This is a genomic window from Prevotella illustrans (assembly GCF_017426725.1).
Lineage (GTDB): Bacteria > Bacteroidota > Bacteroidia > Bacteroidales > Bacteroidaceae > Prevotella > Prevotella illustrans.
The window spans coordinates 1-17,272 of the sequence record NZ_JAERMS010000020.1; the positions used below are offsets into that span (position 1 = coordinate 1).

At 48.2% G+C, this 17,272-nt stretch carries 15 protein-coding genes and 1 tRNA gene; 11 read left to right on the forward strand and 5 right to left on the reverse strand.

All coding sequences use genetic code 11. The features are described 5' to 3' along the window. Positions 1-190: 190 nt before the first annotated feature. The 3 genes from JHU38_RS07260 to JHU38_RS07270 all read right to left on the reverse strand — a co-directional run bounded on the left by JHU38_RS07260 (position 191) and on the right by JHU38_RS07270 (position 3,264). A complete protein-coding gene (locus tag JHU38_RS07260) occupies positions 191-703 on the reverse strand; it encodes a VCBS domain-containing protein (protein WP_107581279.1) in 513 nt (170 codons plus the stop codon). 392 nt (positions 704-1,095) lie between these two features. Then, positions 1,096-2,436: an alpha-L-fucosidase gene (locus JHU38_RS07265; RefSeq protein ID WP_107581280.1), complete on the reverse strand. Its 1,341-nt coding sequence runs from the start codon at positions 2,434-2,436 to the stop codon at positions 1,096-1,098. 39 nt (positions 2,437-2,475) lie between these two features. Next, positions 2,476-3,264 (reverse strand): Cof-type HAD-IIB family hydrolase, encoded by a 789-nt coding sequence (locus JHU38_RS07270; RefSeq protein WP_107582316.1) that lies wholly within the window; start codon positions 3,262-3,264, stop codon positions 2,476-2,478. A 422-nt stretch (positions 3,265-3,686) separates the two neighbouring features. Between JHU38_RS07270 and JHU38_RS07275 the strand changes: the two genes are divergently transcribed. After that, entirely contained in the window at positions 3,687-4,382 is a 696-nt protein-coding gene (locus JHU38_RS07275) for a DNA alkylation repair protein (protein ID WP_107581281.1), read from the forward strand. 623 nt (positions 4,383-5,005) lie between these two features. Here JHU38_RS07275 and JHU38_RS07280 read toward each other — a convergent pair. Further along, positions 5,006-5,078 (reverse strand) — tRNA-Pro (locus tag JHU38_RS07280). Positions 5,079-5,295: 217 nt separating this feature from the next. On the opposite strand from JHU38_RS07280, the gene JHU38_RS07285 reads away from it, so the two are divergent. From JHU38_RS07285 to tsaE, 7 genes are all read left to right on the forward strand, one after another. Next, on the forward strand, positions 5,296-6,426 hold the full coding sequence (locus JHU38_RS07285; protein ID WP_107581282.1) for a zinc-dependent metalloproteinase lipoprotein: 1,131 nt from the start codon (positions 5,296-5,298) through the stop codon (positions 6,424-6,426). Positions 6,427-6,456: 30 nt separating this feature from the next. After that, positions 6,457-7,710 carry a 3-phosphoshikimate 1-carboxyvinyltransferase gene (locus tag JHU38_RS07290; RefSeq protein WP_107581283.1) on the forward strand — a complete coding sequence of 418 codons (1,254 nt, stop codon included), beginning with the start codon at positions 6,457-6,459 and terminating at the stop codon, positions 7,708-7,710. A gap of 11 nt (positions 7,711-7,721) precedes the next feature. Further along, positions 7,722-8,111: a hypothetical protein gene (locus JHU38_RS07295; RefSeq protein WP_107581284.1), complete on the forward strand. Its 390-nt coding sequence runs from the start codon at positions 7,722-7,724 to the stop codon at positions 8,109-8,111. Between the two features lie 39 nt (positions 8,112-8,150). Next, the gene (locus JHU38_RS07300; protein ID WP_107581285.1) at positions 8,151-8,954 is read left to right on the forward strand and encodes a metal ABC transporter permease; all 804 of its coding nucleotides are present in this window, start codon (positions 8,151-8,153) and stop codon (positions 8,952-8,954) included. A gap of 9 nt (positions 8,955-8,963) precedes the next feature. Next, positions 8,964-11,885: a type IX secretion system periplasmic lipoprotein PorW/SprE gene (gene porW / locus JHU38_RS07305; protein WP_107581286.1), complete on the forward strand. Its 2,922-nt coding sequence runs from the start codon at positions 8,964-8,966 to the stop codon at positions 11,883-11,885. A gap of 14 nt (positions 11,886-11,899) precedes the next feature. Continuing rightward, on the forward strand, positions 11,900-13,465 hold the full coding sequence (gene porX / locus JHU38_RS07310) for a T9SS response regulator signal transducer PorX (RefSeq protein WP_107581287.1): 1,566 nt from the start codon (positions 11,900-11,902) through the stop codon (positions 13,463-13,465). Between the two features lie 84 nt (positions 13,466-13,549). Continuing rightward, positions 13,550-13,960: a tRNA (adenosine(37)-N6)-threonylcarbamoyltransferase complex ATPase subunit type 1 TsaE gene (tsaE, locus tag JHU38_RS07315; protein WP_107581288.1), complete on the forward strand. Its 411-nt coding sequence runs from the start codon at positions 13,550-13,552 to the stop codon at positions 13,958-13,960. Between the two features lie 61 nt (positions 13,961-14,021). Here tsaE and JHU38_RS07320 read toward each other — a convergent pair whose 3' ends face one another. Further along, positions 14,022-14,465: a nucleoside deaminase gene (locus JHU38_RS07320; RefSeq protein ID WP_107581289.1), complete on the reverse strand. Its 444-nt coding sequence runs from the start codon at positions 14,463-14,465 to the stop codon at positions 14,022-14,024. A gap of 182 nt (positions 14,466-14,647) precedes the next feature. Between JHU38_RS07320 and JHU38_RS07325 the strand changes: the two genes are divergently transcribed. From JHU38_RS07325 to pyrH, 3 genes are all read left to right on the forward strand, one after another. Then, positions 14,648-15,022 carry a YraN family protein gene (locus tag JHU38_RS07325; RefSeq protein WP_107581290.1) on the forward strand — a complete coding sequence of 125 codons (375 nt, stop codon included), beginning with the start codon at positions 14,648-14,650 and terminating at the stop codon, positions 15,020-15,022. A 62-nt stretch (positions 15,023-15,084) separates the two neighbouring features. Then, on the forward strand, positions 15,085-15,858 hold the full coding sequence (locus JHU38_RS07330) for a biotin--[acetyl-CoA-carboxylase] ligase (RefSeq protein ID WP_107581291.1): 774 nt from the start codon (positions 15,085-15,087) through the stop codon (positions 15,856-15,858). 18 nt (positions 15,859-15,876) lie between these two features. Next, on the forward strand, positions 15,877-16,587 hold the full coding sequence (pyrH, locus tag JHU38_RS07335; RefSeq protein ID WP_107581292.1) for a UMP kinase: 711 nt from the start codon (positions 15,877-15,879) through the stop codon (positions 16,585-16,587). Positions 16,588-17,272 lie beyond the last annotated feature (685 nt).

Genomic DNA, 17,272 nt, shown 5'->3' on the forward strand with positions numbered 1-17,272 from the left:
ATGTAAAGATAATTCAGGGCGCGGTAGATATCATCGATACCTGTAAACCTGTCCCATTAATTTTCTACTGACCCCGATTCATCGCTTTGCAACTGAAATTACATCGCAACGCAAAAATAAAAGGCCCGTTTCTCACGAAGCAGGCCTTTCTGAATAATGTTTTTTAAATAGAGACTTTTGTAAATTTATCTTATAAGAGAGATTTCAATTCGTTAATAGGACGCTTCTGCATCGTTCCATCCTTATGGGTCACAGTAAAGTAATCAAACTTTGACTTACCGTTTTCAAACTGCACGACAGCAATTCCGCCGTCTCGCATCTGCAAAGTGAAGTAACCATGGCGCTTCCCATTGATGTAATTGCCATGCCAACATTCCATGCCGTTTTTATAGAAAGTCGTAACCTCACCATTCAGAACGGTGTTCGCGTCGTTTCCTAAATCAATAAAACTATAACCACCTTCAGCTTTCAAGGTCCCGTTCATGTAGAAATCCTGGAAAACCTCTTGCTTCTTGAGACCTATGTTCTGCGTTTTGAGCAGACGATAATAACTTGCATCGGCGCGATTAGCCACACTCTGCATGTTATCTGCGTAGAAAATCGTGTCAGCCACAACCTTCGCGTTATCAACCACTAAGCGCTGACGACCAAAACCGGTAATAGATACCGATAAAACTACCGCTAACAAAAGGATTTTTTTCATTGTTTAATTGTTATATCGTAATAGATTGCTTGTAATTCTGATGCAAATATATGTATTTCTTTTGGAACCACGCAAATATTTTAACGTTATTTCGTAACTATTTTTCCACTACGAATCGATTAGAATTTAGCAACATGGTTTCAAATTAAAAGCGAACAATTTAACACATTATACTTACAATTTGTAAACCATACTGCTTAGAACAAGCATTCCATACGGAGTAAATATGACACTTTGATAGTTTTAGTAGTTAAACACATCAAAAAACAAACCCATTCGCAAACATACCGCTTACGAATGGGTTTGTAAAATAAAAATCATTAATGGCAAATTGATAACACAAAGCCGCTTTTTAGCAACATATTGCTTAATCAGCGGCCTCGTCTCAGCTATTATTGCTGAAACTGACGCACATCTTGCTTCACATACATCTTGATGGGTTCCTCCAAATCGAGAGCTACGACCGTAATCTCACTGTCCAGTTCCTCCTCCGGAATCTCTACGTAGAGGTTCCCCGGTTCGGCCCGCCAGTCGGCCTCATTATATATTTTCCAGCGCAGCGGCTTGTTACTTCCGACCACGCGTGCGCCTTTGAGCTTCGTCAACAGGCCCTTCACCTCTACCTCGCCATGCGGCCGATAGGGAATAAAGAGGTATAGCGTACGATGATCCTTGCTCAAGGTGGTGTAACCCTGGAAGGCATCTTTGTAGACACCGGCGTCGGTTCCGTAGATTGCCTCATGGTGCTTGGCCGTCCACCGACCGAACTCTTTCAGTATGGCCACTTCAGGTTCGGGAATCGTTCCGTCCTCGCGCGGACCAAAGTCGAGCAGCAGATTGCCACCCATGCTCAGGCAGTCGCAGAACGAACGCAGCAATTCGTAAGGCGACTTGAACAGCGTGTCCTTAGGCTGATAGCCCCAAGAGTCGTTCATCGTCATGCAAAGTTCCCAATAAGGATCGGTCGGCTGCTGAACAGGACCGCCCACCTCGGGCGTGGCATAGTCGCCATAGCCTTGCACACGGCTGTTGATGACGACATTGGGATTGCTCTCTCGCAGAAATGTCACCAGCTTTGGGGCGTGCCAGTCGGCCGCGCTCTGCTCCCAATCGCCGTCAAACCACCACAAGTCAGGATTGAATCGGTTACGCAATTCTCCAAGCTGCGCAAAGTTGAAATCTACAAAACGGTTCCACCGCTTGGGGTCTTCAGCAATCTTATAGCGTGTCACGCTCTTCGTGAAATTAGGATAATCGGCATGACTCCAGTCGAGCAAGGAATAGTAGAGACCGACCATCAGTCCCTGCTTTCGCAGTTCGTCAACAAAAGGAGTGATGAAGTCTTTCTTCGCTTTCGTCGTCTTCACGGTACTGAGTTTGCCCGCCTTGGTGTCCCACAGCGCCACGCCGTCATGGTGCTTTGTGGTCATCACGGCATACCGGGCGCCACTCTCCTTAATCAAATCCACCCAATCCTTGGCGTTCCACTTGCTGCCCGTGAAACGTTTGGCCTGGGCCATGTAGTCCTTGTAAGGCACTCGCTCATTATGGAACGACCAACTTTCCGACACACCGTCCACCGCGTAAATGCCCCAATGGATAAAAATACCGAGCTTTGCGTCCTTAAACCACTGCATTCGCGACTTCCAAGCCGTAGAATCCTCGGCCGCTTTCTGGGCCATCATCGGCAGAGTCAATCCTGCCAACAGAGCCGTAACGATCATTTTTTTCATAAAATGTGATATTAGAAATGTTAAATAAGAAATTGCCGGTTAAATAATACTGAAGTGATGGAGAGCATTGGCAATGCCGTCGTCATCAATATGGGTCGTCACATAGTCGGCCATCGCCTTCACATCATCACGCCCGTTGCCCATGGCCACGCCGATACCGGCCGCACGCAAGATAGGAATGTCATTACCACCGTCGCCAAAAGCCATCGTCTCGGCGATACCGAAGCCTTCATGGTCGGCCATGGCCCGCAAACCAATACCCTTGTCGGCCTTCACCGAAGTGATATCGACAAAGGCGTCAGTCCACCTGCCGCTCGTGCAACGCTTGAGTTTCGGCATAATTTCGGCTTCCTGCCGGGGCGAGAAAAAAGGCGTAAGTTGCAGAATGGGTTCCCGCATCACCTCGTCCAGACTGTCAAAATGAAAGTCTCTGAGGCCCAGCCCCACCCTGAAAGAACGGTCTATCGCCCCATTGTCCTGATAGTCGGCCACCTTCGACGTACCCACCACGACGACGGGAACGCTCCACGCCCGACAGGCCCGTAGCACCGTATCGACATCCTCCCGAAGCATAGGTTCACAGCGAACGGTCTCCTTGCCCACGAAACAATAGGCGCCGCTGGTAGACACATAGCCATCAATAAGTTTGTCTATCTGCTGTAGATTTACAATCAAACGGACGGGACGACCGGTCGATATATAGATTTTCACGCCGTTGCGATGGGCTTCTTCCAAGGCCGCAACGGCCGAATCGGGCACCCGATGGGTCACAAAACTGACCAAGGTGCCGTCGATATCGAAAAACAGAGCTTTGATTTTCCTGTCCATAGCCATCAAATATGTCACAAAGATAGTGCAAGCGAGCGCAATGAAAGTTTACTTTCAGATTGCCGAGCGCAGCCTATCTTATGCAAAGATACAAAATCTATGACAATCCGTCAAACCTTGTTCAACAAACTTACGCTTCTACTTGCGCAGATGTCCGGTACGCAATAATACAATAAGGTGTAATTCCGAAACAATCGTTCTATTGTCCCACACTTTGCCGATATTCCAAAATCTTGATTTGCAATGTCGCGTACGCTTCCGTTTCAATGGTTACGACGCGGATTATTTCCGAAATCAAATATTGTATATGAGAATTTTCGTGTATTTTGCCATTGAAAGCGAATGAAAAACGGCAAACAGCGACATGGATATATGAAAAAAAGGAAAACCGTGTACACTAACGATACGAAATAATGACAACAATGACGCAACAGACCAACGACATTTACGAAGCGCTACAGGCCTTGCATTCCGAAGAAAAGAGATTGTTTCTGCCCCATTTCTTCAAGACGGGCAAGGGAGAGTATGGCGAAGGCGACCGCTTTATGGGCGTCGTCGTACCTAAGATCAGGGTCGTAGCCAAAGAGTTTAAGGACGCATCGCTCGACACCGTCAGGGAATTGCTGGGCAGCCCGTGGCACGAGATGCGCCTATGCGGCCTCTTCATCCTCGTCCTGCAAGCTCATAAAGAGGTGAGTAAGGAGATTTTCAACTTCTATCTCTCTATGACCGACCGCATCAACAACTGGGACCTCGTCGATCTCTCGGCGCCGCAGATTGTAGGCGGCTACCTGATCGACAAGCCACGTGACCGACTCTATCGGCTGGCCGAGAGTCCGCTGTTGTGGGAAAACCGCATCGCCATGGTCGCCACACACACGTTTATCCGCCGGGGCGACCTGGAAGATACCTACCGGTTGGCCACGAAGATGATGTCGCATCCCCACGACCTCATGCACAAGGCCATCGGATGGATGCTGCGTGAGGCCGGAAAGAAAGACTCCGAACGGCTCTACGATTATGTGGAAGCCCACCGGCAGGAAATGCCTCGTACCATGTTGCGCTACGCTATCGAGAAGTTTGACGGGGCCACCCGACAGTGGCTCATGCGCAAGTAAGCCGACGTCGTAAGGTCAACACTTTTCGGACGGCACCGTACCACCAGCCGCAACGGGTCATTGGCACACCGTTTCCACCCATTTTGTAAATATTTTATCCCTATTTTTAACACTTCCGGACAACCCCATCCAGCGTTCGGAAGTGGCATTCGACAGCTCTTTCCGCCCGTAAACAGCCCTCCGGTATGGTCATCGACATGCTTTTACGTCCCGAAAGCGGCCCTTTTACCTCCTCATCGCTATGCTTTCGCGAGTTCAAAGGACAGCTTTCGGGACGTAAAAGCACAGCGATTAGCGCTTATAATCGAGTGTTTTTTTTGCCGGATTTCGCAAGTCGCTGATTCACAACCAAATACCAATCCGCCAAAAATCAGCCTATTTCCCGACAAAAAACTTTTCGTCGCAAATTCTTCAAGCATTTAAACACAAATGTAAAGATTGTTCCGAATGAATCGTTCCGCTTGCTTTCATTTTCGGTTCATCCGACATTTAGAGTGATATTATGAATTAAAAAGAAGAAAACTGCCGGGCAAATAGACCGCAAAAGCATAGCGGCTGCAATACGAAAGTAAAAAGAAAGGGCTCAAATCCATTGGATTCAAGCCCTTTATTTACTGCTTGTGTCGGGATGACCAGACTCGAACTGGCGACCTCGCGCCCCCCAGACGTGTGCGCTACCAACTGCGCTACATCCCGAACAATGCTCTTTTTGTAAGCGGTTGCAAAGGTAATGATAAATTATAAATCGAGCGAACAAAATCAATTAAAATATTTTAAAAGTGTGTTCTATTGATGATTTTCATGCCATTTTCAGTAACTTTGTAGAAACAAAGAGGCATAAGCCCAAGTCATGGAATTTATCTTACTAAACCATGTCTGACGCTACCTCTTTATAATATCGCACAGAATCAAGATGAAGAAAATCTATTGGCTCATCTTCGCCATAACAGCCATGGGCTTATTGCAAAGTTGCAAGAGCGAAGACGACCTGTCTCCGACAGAAGTTATCGATCTGGATGACGACAACACTACGGCAGTCATCAACGACCAATACACCTATAAGCTGCCTGTTATTTTTCACGTTTTCTATAAAGACGCAAGCGACACAACACAGTATATCCACGACGGACGACTGCGCATGCTTCTTAACCGCGTGAATGAGATTTACCAAGGAGGTATTTATGGCGAAAGTGAAAACCTGAACATTCGTTTTCTTGCGGCCACTCATAATGCTCAGGGGCAAAAATTGAGTACACCCGGCGTTGAATACATTCGCTACGATGGTACGTTTCCCATCAATCAGGAAGAATTTATCTCGTCAGCCGACAATAAAAAATACCTTTGGGATCTTAATGAATACATCAACGTAATGGTGTTTCCTTTTGCGGCAAACAAGGGAGAGGAGTACAGCAATATCATGGGTGTTACCAGTATGCCCGTCATGAACGATGACGAACATGCGCTGGAAGGCCTCCAAAAAGTGAAAACCAACGGCCACACCATTACCAAAGCTAATCTGAATTATACGCATTGTTCCTGTCTCAACAGCAGTTATGTCTATCAGGAGTCATCTCGTTATGGCACCGACAAAGGTCGCTATGGGTATACCTATACGCCAACAGACGCCAATGTAACGCTGGCTCACGAACTGGGACATTACTTAGGATTAACTCACGTATTCGCAGAGGATGAAAACGGCTTTTTGAACGACTGCAAAGATACGGATTACTGCAAAGATACGCCCAGCTATAACCGCATAGAATATGAGAACACCTTACAGGAGACACTCAATAACGCGACGGGAACACTGAGTGTAGAAATGTTGGCTCGCCGTTCATCGTGCAATGGCGAAAATTACATTTCGGCCAACATCATGGACTATGCCATTACGCTGGCTTACAAATTTTCGAAGAATCAGAGTGAGCGCATGCGACAAATACTCTACTACGGCCTGCTCATGCCGGGGCCGAGAAAAGACAAGACGACACGTGCGACCCGGTCGGCAAGCGACATTATTGTGGAACACGGCACTTTTTCCTACTAAATACTTTTCTCTTTCAGCCACGGTTTCATCATGACTACTTACACCATAACGCCGCCCACCAAGCTTCAGGCCCACATTCAGCTACCCGCTTCCAAGAGTATCAGCAATCGGGCGCTGATCATCCACGCGCTGTCGGGGGGCGACATACTGCCACAGAACCTCTCAGATTGTGACGATACCGAAGTGATGATACGTGCCTTGCGCGACATGCCGGCCGAAATCGACATCAAGGCTGCCGGTACGGCCATGCGATTCCTGACGGCCTACCTCTCCTGCACGGCCGGAACACATGCCATCACAGGCACTAAACGCATGAAGCAACGCCCCATCCGCATTCTTGTCAACGCCCTGCACTATCTCGGAGCCGACATTCAGTACTTGGGCGAAGAGGGGTTTCCGCCACTGCTTATCAATGGCAAACAGATTGAAGGCGGCCATTTAGACATACCGGGCAACGTCAGTTCACAATACATTTCGGCCCTGTTGATGATCGGTCCCGTATTGCAAAAAGGATTGGAACTGCGCATGACGGGCGAAATCGTGTCGCGCCCCTACATCGATTTGACGCTTTGCACCATGCGCGAGTTCGGCGCCGTGGCCGACTGGAGCGACATCGACACCATCACCGTGAGCCCTTCGGCCTACAAGAGCCGGCCCTATCTGATAGAAAACGACTGGAGCGCGTCGAGCTATTGGTACGAAATGATGGCACTTTCAGCCGACGATAATGCTCAAATAGCCTTGGAAGGGCTCATGGACGGATCAAAACAGGGCGACTCCGTGGTGAAATACATTTTCTCATTGCTGGGCGTGAAAACACAGTTTGCCAGCACCGACGCCTGCAAACTGACGACGGTAAGACTGAAACGCCATCGGTGCATGTTGCCACGACTTGACTACGACTTTGTCAACTCGCCCGACCTGACCCAAACTTTGGTGGTAACTTGTTGCGGAATGGGCATTCCGTTCCGCTTCACGGGGCTTGCCAGTCTGAAGATCAAAGAGACCGACCGCGTCGTGGCATTGAAAACGGAATTACGGAAATTAGGATTCATATTGACGGACGAGAACGACGACACGCTGGTTTGGACCGGAGAGCGCTGTGTCCCCACGGGTGAAGCCATCAACACCTACGAAGATCATCGCATGGCCATGGCTTTGGCACCGATGGCCATGAAGCTGGGAAGCATTCGAATCAATCATCCCGAAGTGGTCAGTAAGTCCTATCCACACTTCTGGGACGACTTGAAGCGGGTCGGCTTCGATATTAACGAAAAACCATAACGCAGACCGAAATGCTTTATTTGGTAATTATATTAGTGGCATTAGGTCTCGTCACAGCCCTGTTTACGCTTTTCAGCCGATCTGCCGACAGCACAGAAGCACCTGTTCCGGTACAGGAATCATGTAATACGTGTAACGGAGAGAACGATAAATGCGAACAGGAATGTATGATGGAGGCCGCCATTAAGGATATAGAATATTATGACGACGAGGAACTCGACGCGTTCCGGGGGCGCGAGTCGGACACTTATACGGAGCAAGAGGTAGAACAATTCTCCGAAGTGCTTTATACCATGCGTCCCGATGAGGTGAAAGGATGGACCCGAAGCCTCACGTTACGAGGCGTAAATCTGCCCAATCAGCTTAAAGACGAGGTTTTTGCGCTGACAGACAACCTGTAGACGACAGTCTCGTCGATTATCTTTTTCAAAATCAAAACAGTGGAGATTCTTCAATATACTTTCTTTCAAAACGCGCTGATCGGCTCATTACTGGCCAGCATTGTGTGCGGATTTATCGGTACTTACATCGTGACGCGGCGGTTGGTGTTTATCAGCGGCGGCATTACGCATGCTTCCTTTGGCGGCATAGGCTTAGGAGTGTACCTCGGTATCAATCCAATTCTCTCTGCCATAGCCTTTGCGGTGATGTGCGCGTTTGGCGTTCAATGGATGTCAAGGAAGACCGACGTGCGCGAAGACTCTGCCATCGCGCTCTTCTGGACCCTCGGTATGAGTATTGGAATTATCTTTAGCTTTCTTACGCCGGGCTTTATGACCGACTTACCGTCCTTCTTATTCGGCAACATTCTGATCATCGGAACAGCCGACTTATGCTTATTAGGACTGCTGGCCATAGTTGTCATGATTGTATTCGCCTTGTTTTTCCGCCTTATCATCAGCGTAGCCTTCGACCGCACCTTTGCCCTTTCGCAACAATTACCTGTCAAGACGACCGAATACGTGATGATGGCATTGATAGCGATCACCATCGTATCGACGCTGCGGATGATCGGTATCGTGCTGGCCATCAGTCTGTTGACAATTCCACAGATGACAGCCAACCTGCTGACATTCAATTATAAGAAGATGATTGGCTGGAGCATACTCATCGGATGGATCGACTGCCTGCTCGGCCTGCTTATCAGCTACGCGCTCAATGTGCCGTCCGGAGCGTCGATTATCTTCGTCAGCATTCTGCTATACGCTCTTACAAGAATCATCAAACTCCTTTGTCGCAACTGAAAATCGCCGATGAAAACGCTATCGAAAAATATATCTTTGCTGTCGCTGCTGACAGTTCTGCTTCTGACAGCATGCTCGACCCAACAGAATACGACGAGGTCGAGATGGTGGCATGCCTTTCACGCACGATATAATACTTACTATAATGGTACGCAAGCCTATATCGAAGGCAGTCTGGAGAAAGAAAACGGCCATCAGGACAACTACACCGAACTGCTGCCACTATACTATATCGGCAACAAGAAAAGCATAACGATAGGCAAAGGAAACTTTGATAGAGCGATTGAAAAATGCCAGAAAACCATCAAACTGCATAGTATCAAGCGGCGCCCTGTGTGGGATAAGCAGCGCCGCAAAACTAATCGAGATATAGAATGGCTCAACCGCAAAGAGTATAATCCCTTTCTATGGAAAGCATGGCTGCTGATGGGACGCTCACAGTTTCACGAAGGCGAACTGGACGACGCCATTTCCACATTCTCTTATATGGCTCATCTGTACGCTACCCAACCTCCTATCCGACAAAAAGCACAGGCCTGGCTCACCAAATGCTTTATCGAACAAGGCTCACGCTACGAAGCCGAAGATATGATACGGACTATTCAGCGAGACTCAATCTACTGGCAAGCTCAAAAGGAATGGGACTATACCTTTGCCGACTATTATATCCATACCGGTGATTACCCACAAGCCATTGTCTATCTGCGCAAGGTAATCAATCGTGAAATGCGGCGCAAACAGAAAGCTCGTGAATGGTTTCTGTTAGGACAGCTTTATGAAAAAACCGCACAAAAACAGGAAGCCTATAACGCTTATCGTAAAGTTGTGGCCATGAATCCACCCTACGAACTGGAATTCAACGCTCGAATCGGCATGACGGAAGTGCTGGCCGGGACACAGCAAAGGCAGATGATCAGTCGACTGAAGCGTATGGCTATGTCGGAAAAGAACAAAGACTACTTAGATCAGGTGTATTATGCCATCGGTAACATCTATCTGAGCCTGCGCGATACGACGATGGCCATCCAAGCCTATGAGAACGGGAACCAAAAAGCAACACAAGCCGGCTGGCCCAAAGGCATTCTATTACAGAAATTAGGGGATTTATACTGGGACAAACAGTCTTTTAGCAATGCCCGACGCTGTTATACAGAATCCATCGGTCTACTCGACAAAAGCCAGGAACACTATAACAGCATGACGGAACGATCAAAAGTTCTGGATGAACTGGTGCCTTTCACCGACGCCATTGCCCTGCAAGACTCGCTCCTAACGCTGGCCCGGCTACCCGAAAATGAGCGAAACGCAATCATAGACCGTGCCATCGAGGCTTTTAAGAAAAAAGAAAAGGAAGAAAAGGCAAAGGAAGCTGCTGAACAAACTGAACAGAAAACCGGCCGGAACAAGACCGGCGGCAGCATGACAAACCGAACCACGACTCCAATCGGTAACATAAACACGCCAAACCAATCGAACGCCACTTGGTACTTCTACAACCCAATGGTGGTCAATACAGGTAAAGAAACTTTCCGAAAGAAATGGGGAGACCGCCCCAACATTGACAACTGGCAACGCACAAACAAGACTATTGTCGGTCAATCAGATAATGGAGAGAGCGTAGAAACAGCAGCTTCCGACTCCGTCAAGACGGCCAATAACAATGACCAAAACCCAAAAGAAGAGATAAGTAACGAGAAGAATCCGCATAAACGTGAATATTATCTGGCCCAGATACCACTTAGCGAAACACAACAGGCCGAGAGCCACAAGCAATTGGCCGACGCCTTGTTTCACGCCGGTATCATCTTCAAGGATAAACTTGACGAACTACGACTGAGCCAACAGGCATTGGGCCGGCTCGAACATGATTATCCCAAGTTTGAACAGATGGACGAAGCCTATTATCATCTGTATCTGCTCTACGCCAGAATGGGACAAGAAGCTAAGGCCGACAGCTATATTGAGCGGCTTAAAGCGCACTTCAAGGACAGCAAATGGACCGCTGTACTGACCGATCCCTATTTCAAGGAGAATGCTATCTTTGGAGAACAGTTAGAAGACTCGCTCTACGGCGCCACCTACGACGCTTTCAAAGCGGCTCGATACGAGACCGTCAAGGCTAATCGCGCCATCTCCGACAAGCGGTTTCCCATGGGAGCCAATCGCGACAAGTTTGTATTCATCGGCGGATTGAGCCAACTCAATGAAGGTAACGTCAAGGCTTGTCTGAACGATATGAACCTATTGCTGGAGAATTATCCCGAAAGTAAACTAAGCCAACTGGCCGGAACGATTGTCAATGGCATCAAGGCAGGCCGGACACCACACAGCGGCCCATTCCACATGACTGATCTGTGGCAACGGCGTACGGCTATAATGAACAACAGCGACAGCGTTGCCACACAGCAGCTAAGCACGGAAACAAAAGGCGAATACCTATATATCATAGTTTATTCGCCCGACTCGCTGAACGAGAACCAACTTCTTTTCGAAATGGCACGCTACAACTTCACCAACTATCTGATTCGTAACTTCGAACTGGAGATTGAGAACGACGGCGAAGCCCGCCGCATGAAAGTTGGCGGTTTTCAGAATTATCAGGAGGCACTGCTTTACGCACGCCAACTGCAACGGCAGAAATCAATCGGCCGACTGACTACAAAGGCCCGCAGTCTTATCATCAGTAAGGCCAATCTGGAGTTGCTGGGCAAACAATTCAGCTATGCTGATTACGAGCAATTCTATGCCGAACACTTCGCGGCCATCAAACCAACTGACGCCAACTTACTGAACGAGCCGACTGAAATCATCTATGACGGCGATGAAAACGAACAGGAAACGCAACCGCAGACAAAAGAGACGCCACAGGCTAAGCCCCGGACAAAACCTCTGGAGCTGGACGATGAATACTACGACTTGGAAGGATTCTAACACGAAACATAAGTATGAGCAACGGAAGATTACTTTGGGCAGACGATGAGATAGAGCTTTTGAAAGGTCATATCTTGTTCCTCAAGATGAAAGGTTACGAGGTGACGACGGTGAGCAACGGCGTCGACGCCATTGAAGCATGTCGGCAACAATCCTTCGACTTGATATTGCTCGATGAAATCATGCCCGGACTATCAGGATTGGAAGCACTGAAAGAAATCAAAGCCATTCAACCGACTACGCCGATCGTCATGGTGACGAAGAATGAAGAAGAGAATATCATGGACCAAGCCATCGGTTCGCAGATAGCCGATTATCTGATCAAGCCGGTTCATCCAAAGCAAATCTTACTGTCGCTCAAGAAATGTATCCATAAAAAGGAGATCGTGACGTCAGTCACGCAGAGTGGTTATCAACAAAGTTTCACGGACATTGCCACCCAGATAGATAATTGCCTGACCGTGGATGACTGGATCGAAACCTATAAGCGGCTGACAAGATGGGAATTGGAGCTCAGTGGCAGCGACAGCAATATGTCGGATATGCTTACAATGCAAAAGAATGAGGCAAATAATGGATTCGGAAAATTCGTCAGAAACCATTACATGGAATGGATGGAGGCCATCAGAAGCGGCAACAAGACAGACCGTCCACTTATGAGTCACGAAATTTTCAAAAACCGAATATTTCCTTTACTCGACCAAAAACAAAAAGTGCTGCTCATCGTCATCGACAACTTGCGCTATGATCAGTGGCGCATGCTGTCAGAAGAGATCGGCGATATGTTTGATATCGAAGAGGATCTTTACATGAGCATTCTGCCCACCGCCACACAATATGCCCGCAACGCCATTTTCAGCGGGCTCATGCCGACCCAGATTCAACAAATGTTTCCGTCGTTGTGGGTGGACGAAGGCAAGGATGAAGGCAAGAATCTGAATGAGGCCGAACTGATACACATGCAGATAGAACGCTACCGCCGCCACGACACGTTCAGCTATGACAAAATCAATGACTCACAATCTGCGGCAAAGGTCTTCGAACGGAGACGCGAATGGACCCAACATGATCTCTGTGTAATGGTCATCAACTTTATCGACATGCTTTCCCACGCCCGCACAGAATCGAAGATGGTGCGCGAATTAGCCCACAATGAAAATGCTTATCGGAATATCACGCTGAGTTGGTTTCGGCATTCAAGCATTTATGAACTGTTCAAATGGTTATCGACATCGGAGTTTCAGGTAATACTGACAACCGATCACGGAAGCATTCGGGTAGCGAAGCCTCTCAAAATCATCGGCGATCGCAATACAAATTCCAACTTGCGCTACAAATTGGGCAAGAACTTGAAATTCAATCCCAAGCAAGTGCTTGAAATCAAAAACCCCGGCAACGCTTTTCTACCGGCGCCCAATCTGAGCACTTCCTACGTCTTTGCCACGGGCGACAGTTTTTTTGCCTACCCCAATAATTACAATTACTATGTGTCATACTACAAAGATACGTTTCAGCACGGTGGTATCTCGATGGAAGAAATGCTTATTCCTCTCATCAAGCTAAAACCCAGAAAACGTTGACGGCATGTTGCTACCCTCCCTATGACGCGCTTTCTGCTCATCATGGACAAAACAATAAAACAAAAAAAATGAAACAAAAATAAGATGGAAATAAAAATCACGTCATTAGACAATATTCTGAAAGCAGCTGAAGAGTTTATCAGCCAAATGGACGATCGCAAGGTTTTCGCGTTCTATGGGCACATGGGAGCGGGCAAGACCACTTTCATCAAAGCTCTCTGCGAGGTTTTGGGCGTAGAAGACGTCATCACGTCGCCCACCTTCTCGCTCGTCAACGATTATACCGACCGCAACGGCAACTCTATCTACCACTTCGACTTCTACCGTATTAAGAAGTTAGAGGAAGTCTACGACATGGGCTACGAAGATTACTTCTACAGTGGTAACCTCTGCTTGATGGAATGGCCCGAACTCATCGAGGAGTTATTACCCGAAGACGCCGTAAAAGTTACCATCACGGAACAGGCCGACGGCTCAAGATTAGTCAGTTTTTAGAGAGATACAGCCGCAGGCTTCGTCGCTGTGCCTCGGATATCGCTACAAATTCAAGATTCTTTCACCTTCGGTGCTGAAAGAAAGCTTGCATCAGTTCCCGACACTCGGCTTCGAGCACGCCACCTGTCACCTCCGTCTTGGGGTGAAAAGCCTGGGGAGCAAAACGGGAGAAGCCCCGCTTTGCGTCGGCGGTGCCGTAGACCACTCGACTGATCTGCGACCATCCTAAGGCACCGGCACACATCACGCATGGCTCTACCGTCACGTAGAGCGTACAATCCTTGAGATACTTGCCGCCCAACATGTCGGCCGCCGAAGTGATGGCCTGCATCTCGGCATGCGCCGTCACGTCGTGAAGGGTCTCCGTCAGGTTATGCGCTCGGCTGATGACGCGATCACGACACACCACGACAGCCCCTACGGGTATCTCGCCATCGTCAAAAGCCCGCCGCGCCTCGTCGAGCGCACGGCGCATATACTGTTCGTCTTTAGTTTCCATTTCCATCGTTTTACTTCAAGGATAGTTGCCGGATATCATACAATAGATTCACAAATCATCAATACAGCCCATGGAACATAAAGGCGGCTCCACGAACCCTGGGATACATTCACAAAAATAATCGAATATTCGAATAATATAAAATAATAATCGTATTTTTGTAAAATAATAACAATACGGACAGCCTGATGGCAACACACAACGACCTTGGCAAATGGGGCGAGGAACTGGCCAGCCAACATCTGCGGGAGAAAGGTTATACCATTCTCGACCGCGACTGGCGACTGGGGCATCGCGACCTCGACATCATCGCCCGCACACCCGACGGCACCACCGTGGTGTTCGTTGAAGTGAAGACCCGCACATCGGACGTCATCAGCAGACCGCAGGACGCCATCAACGCACGCAAAATCAGAAGTCTGGGAGCTGCGGCCAACGCCTATATCAAGGAGTTTCAGATATGGGACGAACCGCGCTTTGATATTATTTCCATCATCGGCGACCGAGCCGAAACGGCCTTGTTGGAGCATGTGGAAGACGCTTTCAACCCGCTACTTATATAATAAGGTGTAGAAAGCGAAGAACCACCCGGCAGCAACAAGCCTCCAAACAAAAAGAAAAAACTATGATCAAATGGCCTTTTAAGAAAAAGACAACCGTGGAAATGCCGGCGACAACTGTCGTCAGGCTTACTGAAACGGACTCCACCAACAGCTATCTGCGCCAACACGCGCCGCAAACAGAAGAATGGATGACGGTGGTGACGGCCGAATACCAGACGGCAGGCCGTGGACAAGGCACTCATACATGGGAAAGTAAGCCGGGAGAAAACCTGCTGTTCAGCGTGCTGACGCATCCCGTGATGGTCCCTGTGCGCAGTCAGTTTCTGCTATCTGAGGCCGGAGCGCTGGCACTGAAGGAAGTTCTCGATACCTACACGGATGGTATCACGCTGAAATGGCCCAACGACATCTATTGGAACGACCGCAAACTGAGCGGCACGCTCATCGAAACATCTATCGGCAGCGGCCACATCAAGAACTGTATATTCGGCATAGGGCTGAACGTGAACCAAAGAACGTTTGAGAACGACGCGCCCAATCCGGTGTCACTGGCACAGATTCTGGGACACGACATAGACCGGGAGCTGCTGTTCAAACAGATTGTCGCAGTCTTCGAGAAATACTATCGCATGCTGGAAAGCGGGCAATACAATGTCATTTCGACTCTCTACCACGAGGCTTTGTATCGCCGGAAGGGCTTCCACCCGTATGAAGATAGCGACGGCAGGTTCGAGGCTGCCATCGTGGAGGTGGGCGACGACGGGCTGCTGGTGTTGCGCGACAAGGACGGAAAGTTCCGTGAATACGAATTTAGAGAAGTGAAATTTATACTATAAATCAATCATCAATATCTCATGGCAAGATTTAAAAGAATATTACTGAAGCTCAGCGGCGAAAGTCTGATGGGCCATCAGAATTATGGTATCGATCCGGAACGGCTGGCCGACTACGCCCGCCAGATTAAAGAAGTTCACGAAATGGGCGTACAAATTGGCATTGTCATAGGCGGCGGCAACATTTTCCGTGGGCTGAGTGGCAGTCAGAAAGGTTTCGACCGCGTGAAAGGCGACCAGATGGGCATGTGTGCCACGGTCATTAACTCACTGGCATTGAGCAGCGCGCTGGGTGCCATCGGCGTGAAGACAAAGGTGCTGACGGCCATCCGCATGGAACCCATCGGCGAGTTTTACAGCAAATGGAAGGCTATTGAAGCCATGGAAGACGGCTACGTATGCGTATTCTCGGCCGGAACAGGCAGCCCCTATTTCACAACCGACACCGGGAGTTCGCTCCGTGGCATTGAAATCGAGGCCGATGTCATGCTGAAAGGCACGCGTGTAGACGGCATCTATACGGCCGACCCGGAGAAAGATCCGACGGCCGTGAAGTTCAAAGACATTACTTACGATGAAATTTACACACGCGGACTGAAGGTGATGGACCTTACGGCCACCACGATGTGTAAGGAAAACAACCTGCCTATCTATGTCTTCAATATGGATATCGTGGGCAATCTGAAGAAAGTGATGGACGGCGAAGAGATCGGAACGCTGGTTCATAACTGAACGAAACATTTTTGAAGCGACGCCGACACATGGTGGAAGAGCGTCGTTTCAGAACCGACGTACCTTGACTGCGCCGCTGTCAAATGATAAGCAGCGAATGGCCAAGGTACGTTTTGCGTATGAATTATCTTTACATATACCATCAAAAAAGTGGCATTATTCTGAAAAAGAAAAGATCCGGACGAAAATAAACGATTGTAGAGCAAGTTTATAAAACGCTGGTTATCAATGTTTTTCGTTTTTCATGGTATTTCTTCTTCGCTTTTTTACCCTTAATAGCTATGCTTTCAGGCCATAATCGCGGCCCTTTCATCGGCCAAAAGCTATGCTTTAGCGGGGTAATCGCTATGCTTTGAGTCGATAAAAGCATAGCTTTGGGCATGAAAGGGTGTAGAAATTGGTAAAGCAAAGGGCTTTTTCGGCGTGCCGGCACTTAGATGACATGTTGCGGAAGTGTTAAAATCTGGTAGTTTTTTCTGACAAATTATCAGGCAAACCCTATTATCTTCTCGGCAAATATGAGAGGAGCTTGTGTTAAATTGCGTTAAATACATAAAGAGCGCATAAACTTTCACACTCTTTTTTTATCTTTGTGTCATCTCTATAGCGTAGAGAGTGCTATGAACCATGACCTAAGCAATCAATCATATACATGATTTTTTAAAACACCAATTTATTTTAACCT

Bases quoted from the DNA above. Each gene is read 5' to 3' on its own strand.
- tsaE (WP_107581288.1), top strand. From the start codon at position 13,550: ATGGAAATAAAAATCACGTCATTAGACAATATTCTGAAAGCAGCTGAA.
- JHU38_RS07295 (WP_107581284.1), top strand. From the start codon at position 7,722: ATGCTTTATTTGGTAATTATATTAGTGGCATTAGGTCTCGTCACAGCC.
- porX (WP_107581287.1), top strand. From the start codon at position 11,900: ATGAGCAACGGAAGATTACTTTGGGCAGACGATGAGATAGAGCTTTTG.
- JHU38_RS07325 (WP_107581290.1), top strand. From the start codon at position 14,648: ATGGCAACACACAACGACCTTGGCAAATGGGGCGAGGAACTGGCCAGC.
- porW (WP_107581286.1), top strand. From the start codon at position 8,964: ATGAAAACGCTATCGAAAAATATATCTTTGCTGTCGCTGCTGACAGTT.
- JHU38_RS07260 (WP_107581279.1), bottom strand. From the start codon at position 703: ATGAAAAAAATCCTTTTGTTAGCGGTAGTTTTATCGGTATCTATTACC.
- JHU38_RS07285 (WP_107581282.1), top strand. From the start codon at position 5,296: ATGAAGAAAATCTATTGGCTCATCTTCGCCATAACAGCCATGGGCTTA.
- JHU38_RS07275 (WP_107581281.1), top strand. From the start codon at position 3,687: ATGACGCAACAGACCAACGACATTTACGAAGCGCTACAGGCCTTGCAT.
- pyrH (WP_107581292.1), top strand. From the start codon at position 15,877: ATGGCAAGATTTAAAAGAATATTACTGAAGCTCAGCGGCGAAAGTCTG.
- JHU38_RS07320 (WP_107581289.1), bottom strand. From the start codon at position 14,465: ATGGAAATGGAAACTAAAGACGAACAGTATATGCGCCGTGCGCTCGAC.
- JHU38_RS07270 (WP_107582316.1), bottom strand. From the start codon at position 3,264: ATGGACAGGAAAATCAAAGCTCTGTTTTTCGATATCGACGGCACCTTG.
- JHU38_RS07265 (WP_107581280.1), bottom strand. From the start codon at position 2,436: ATGAAAAAAATGATCGTTACGGCTCTGTTGGCAGGATTGACTCTGCCG.
- JHU38_RS07330 (WP_107581291.1), top strand. From the start codon at position 15,085: ATGATCAAATGGCCTTTTAAGAAAAAGACAACCGTGGAAATGCCGGCG.
- JHU38_RS07290 (WP_107581283.1), top strand. From the start codon at position 6,457: ATGACTACTTACACCATAACGCCGCCCACCAAGCTTCAGGCCCACATT.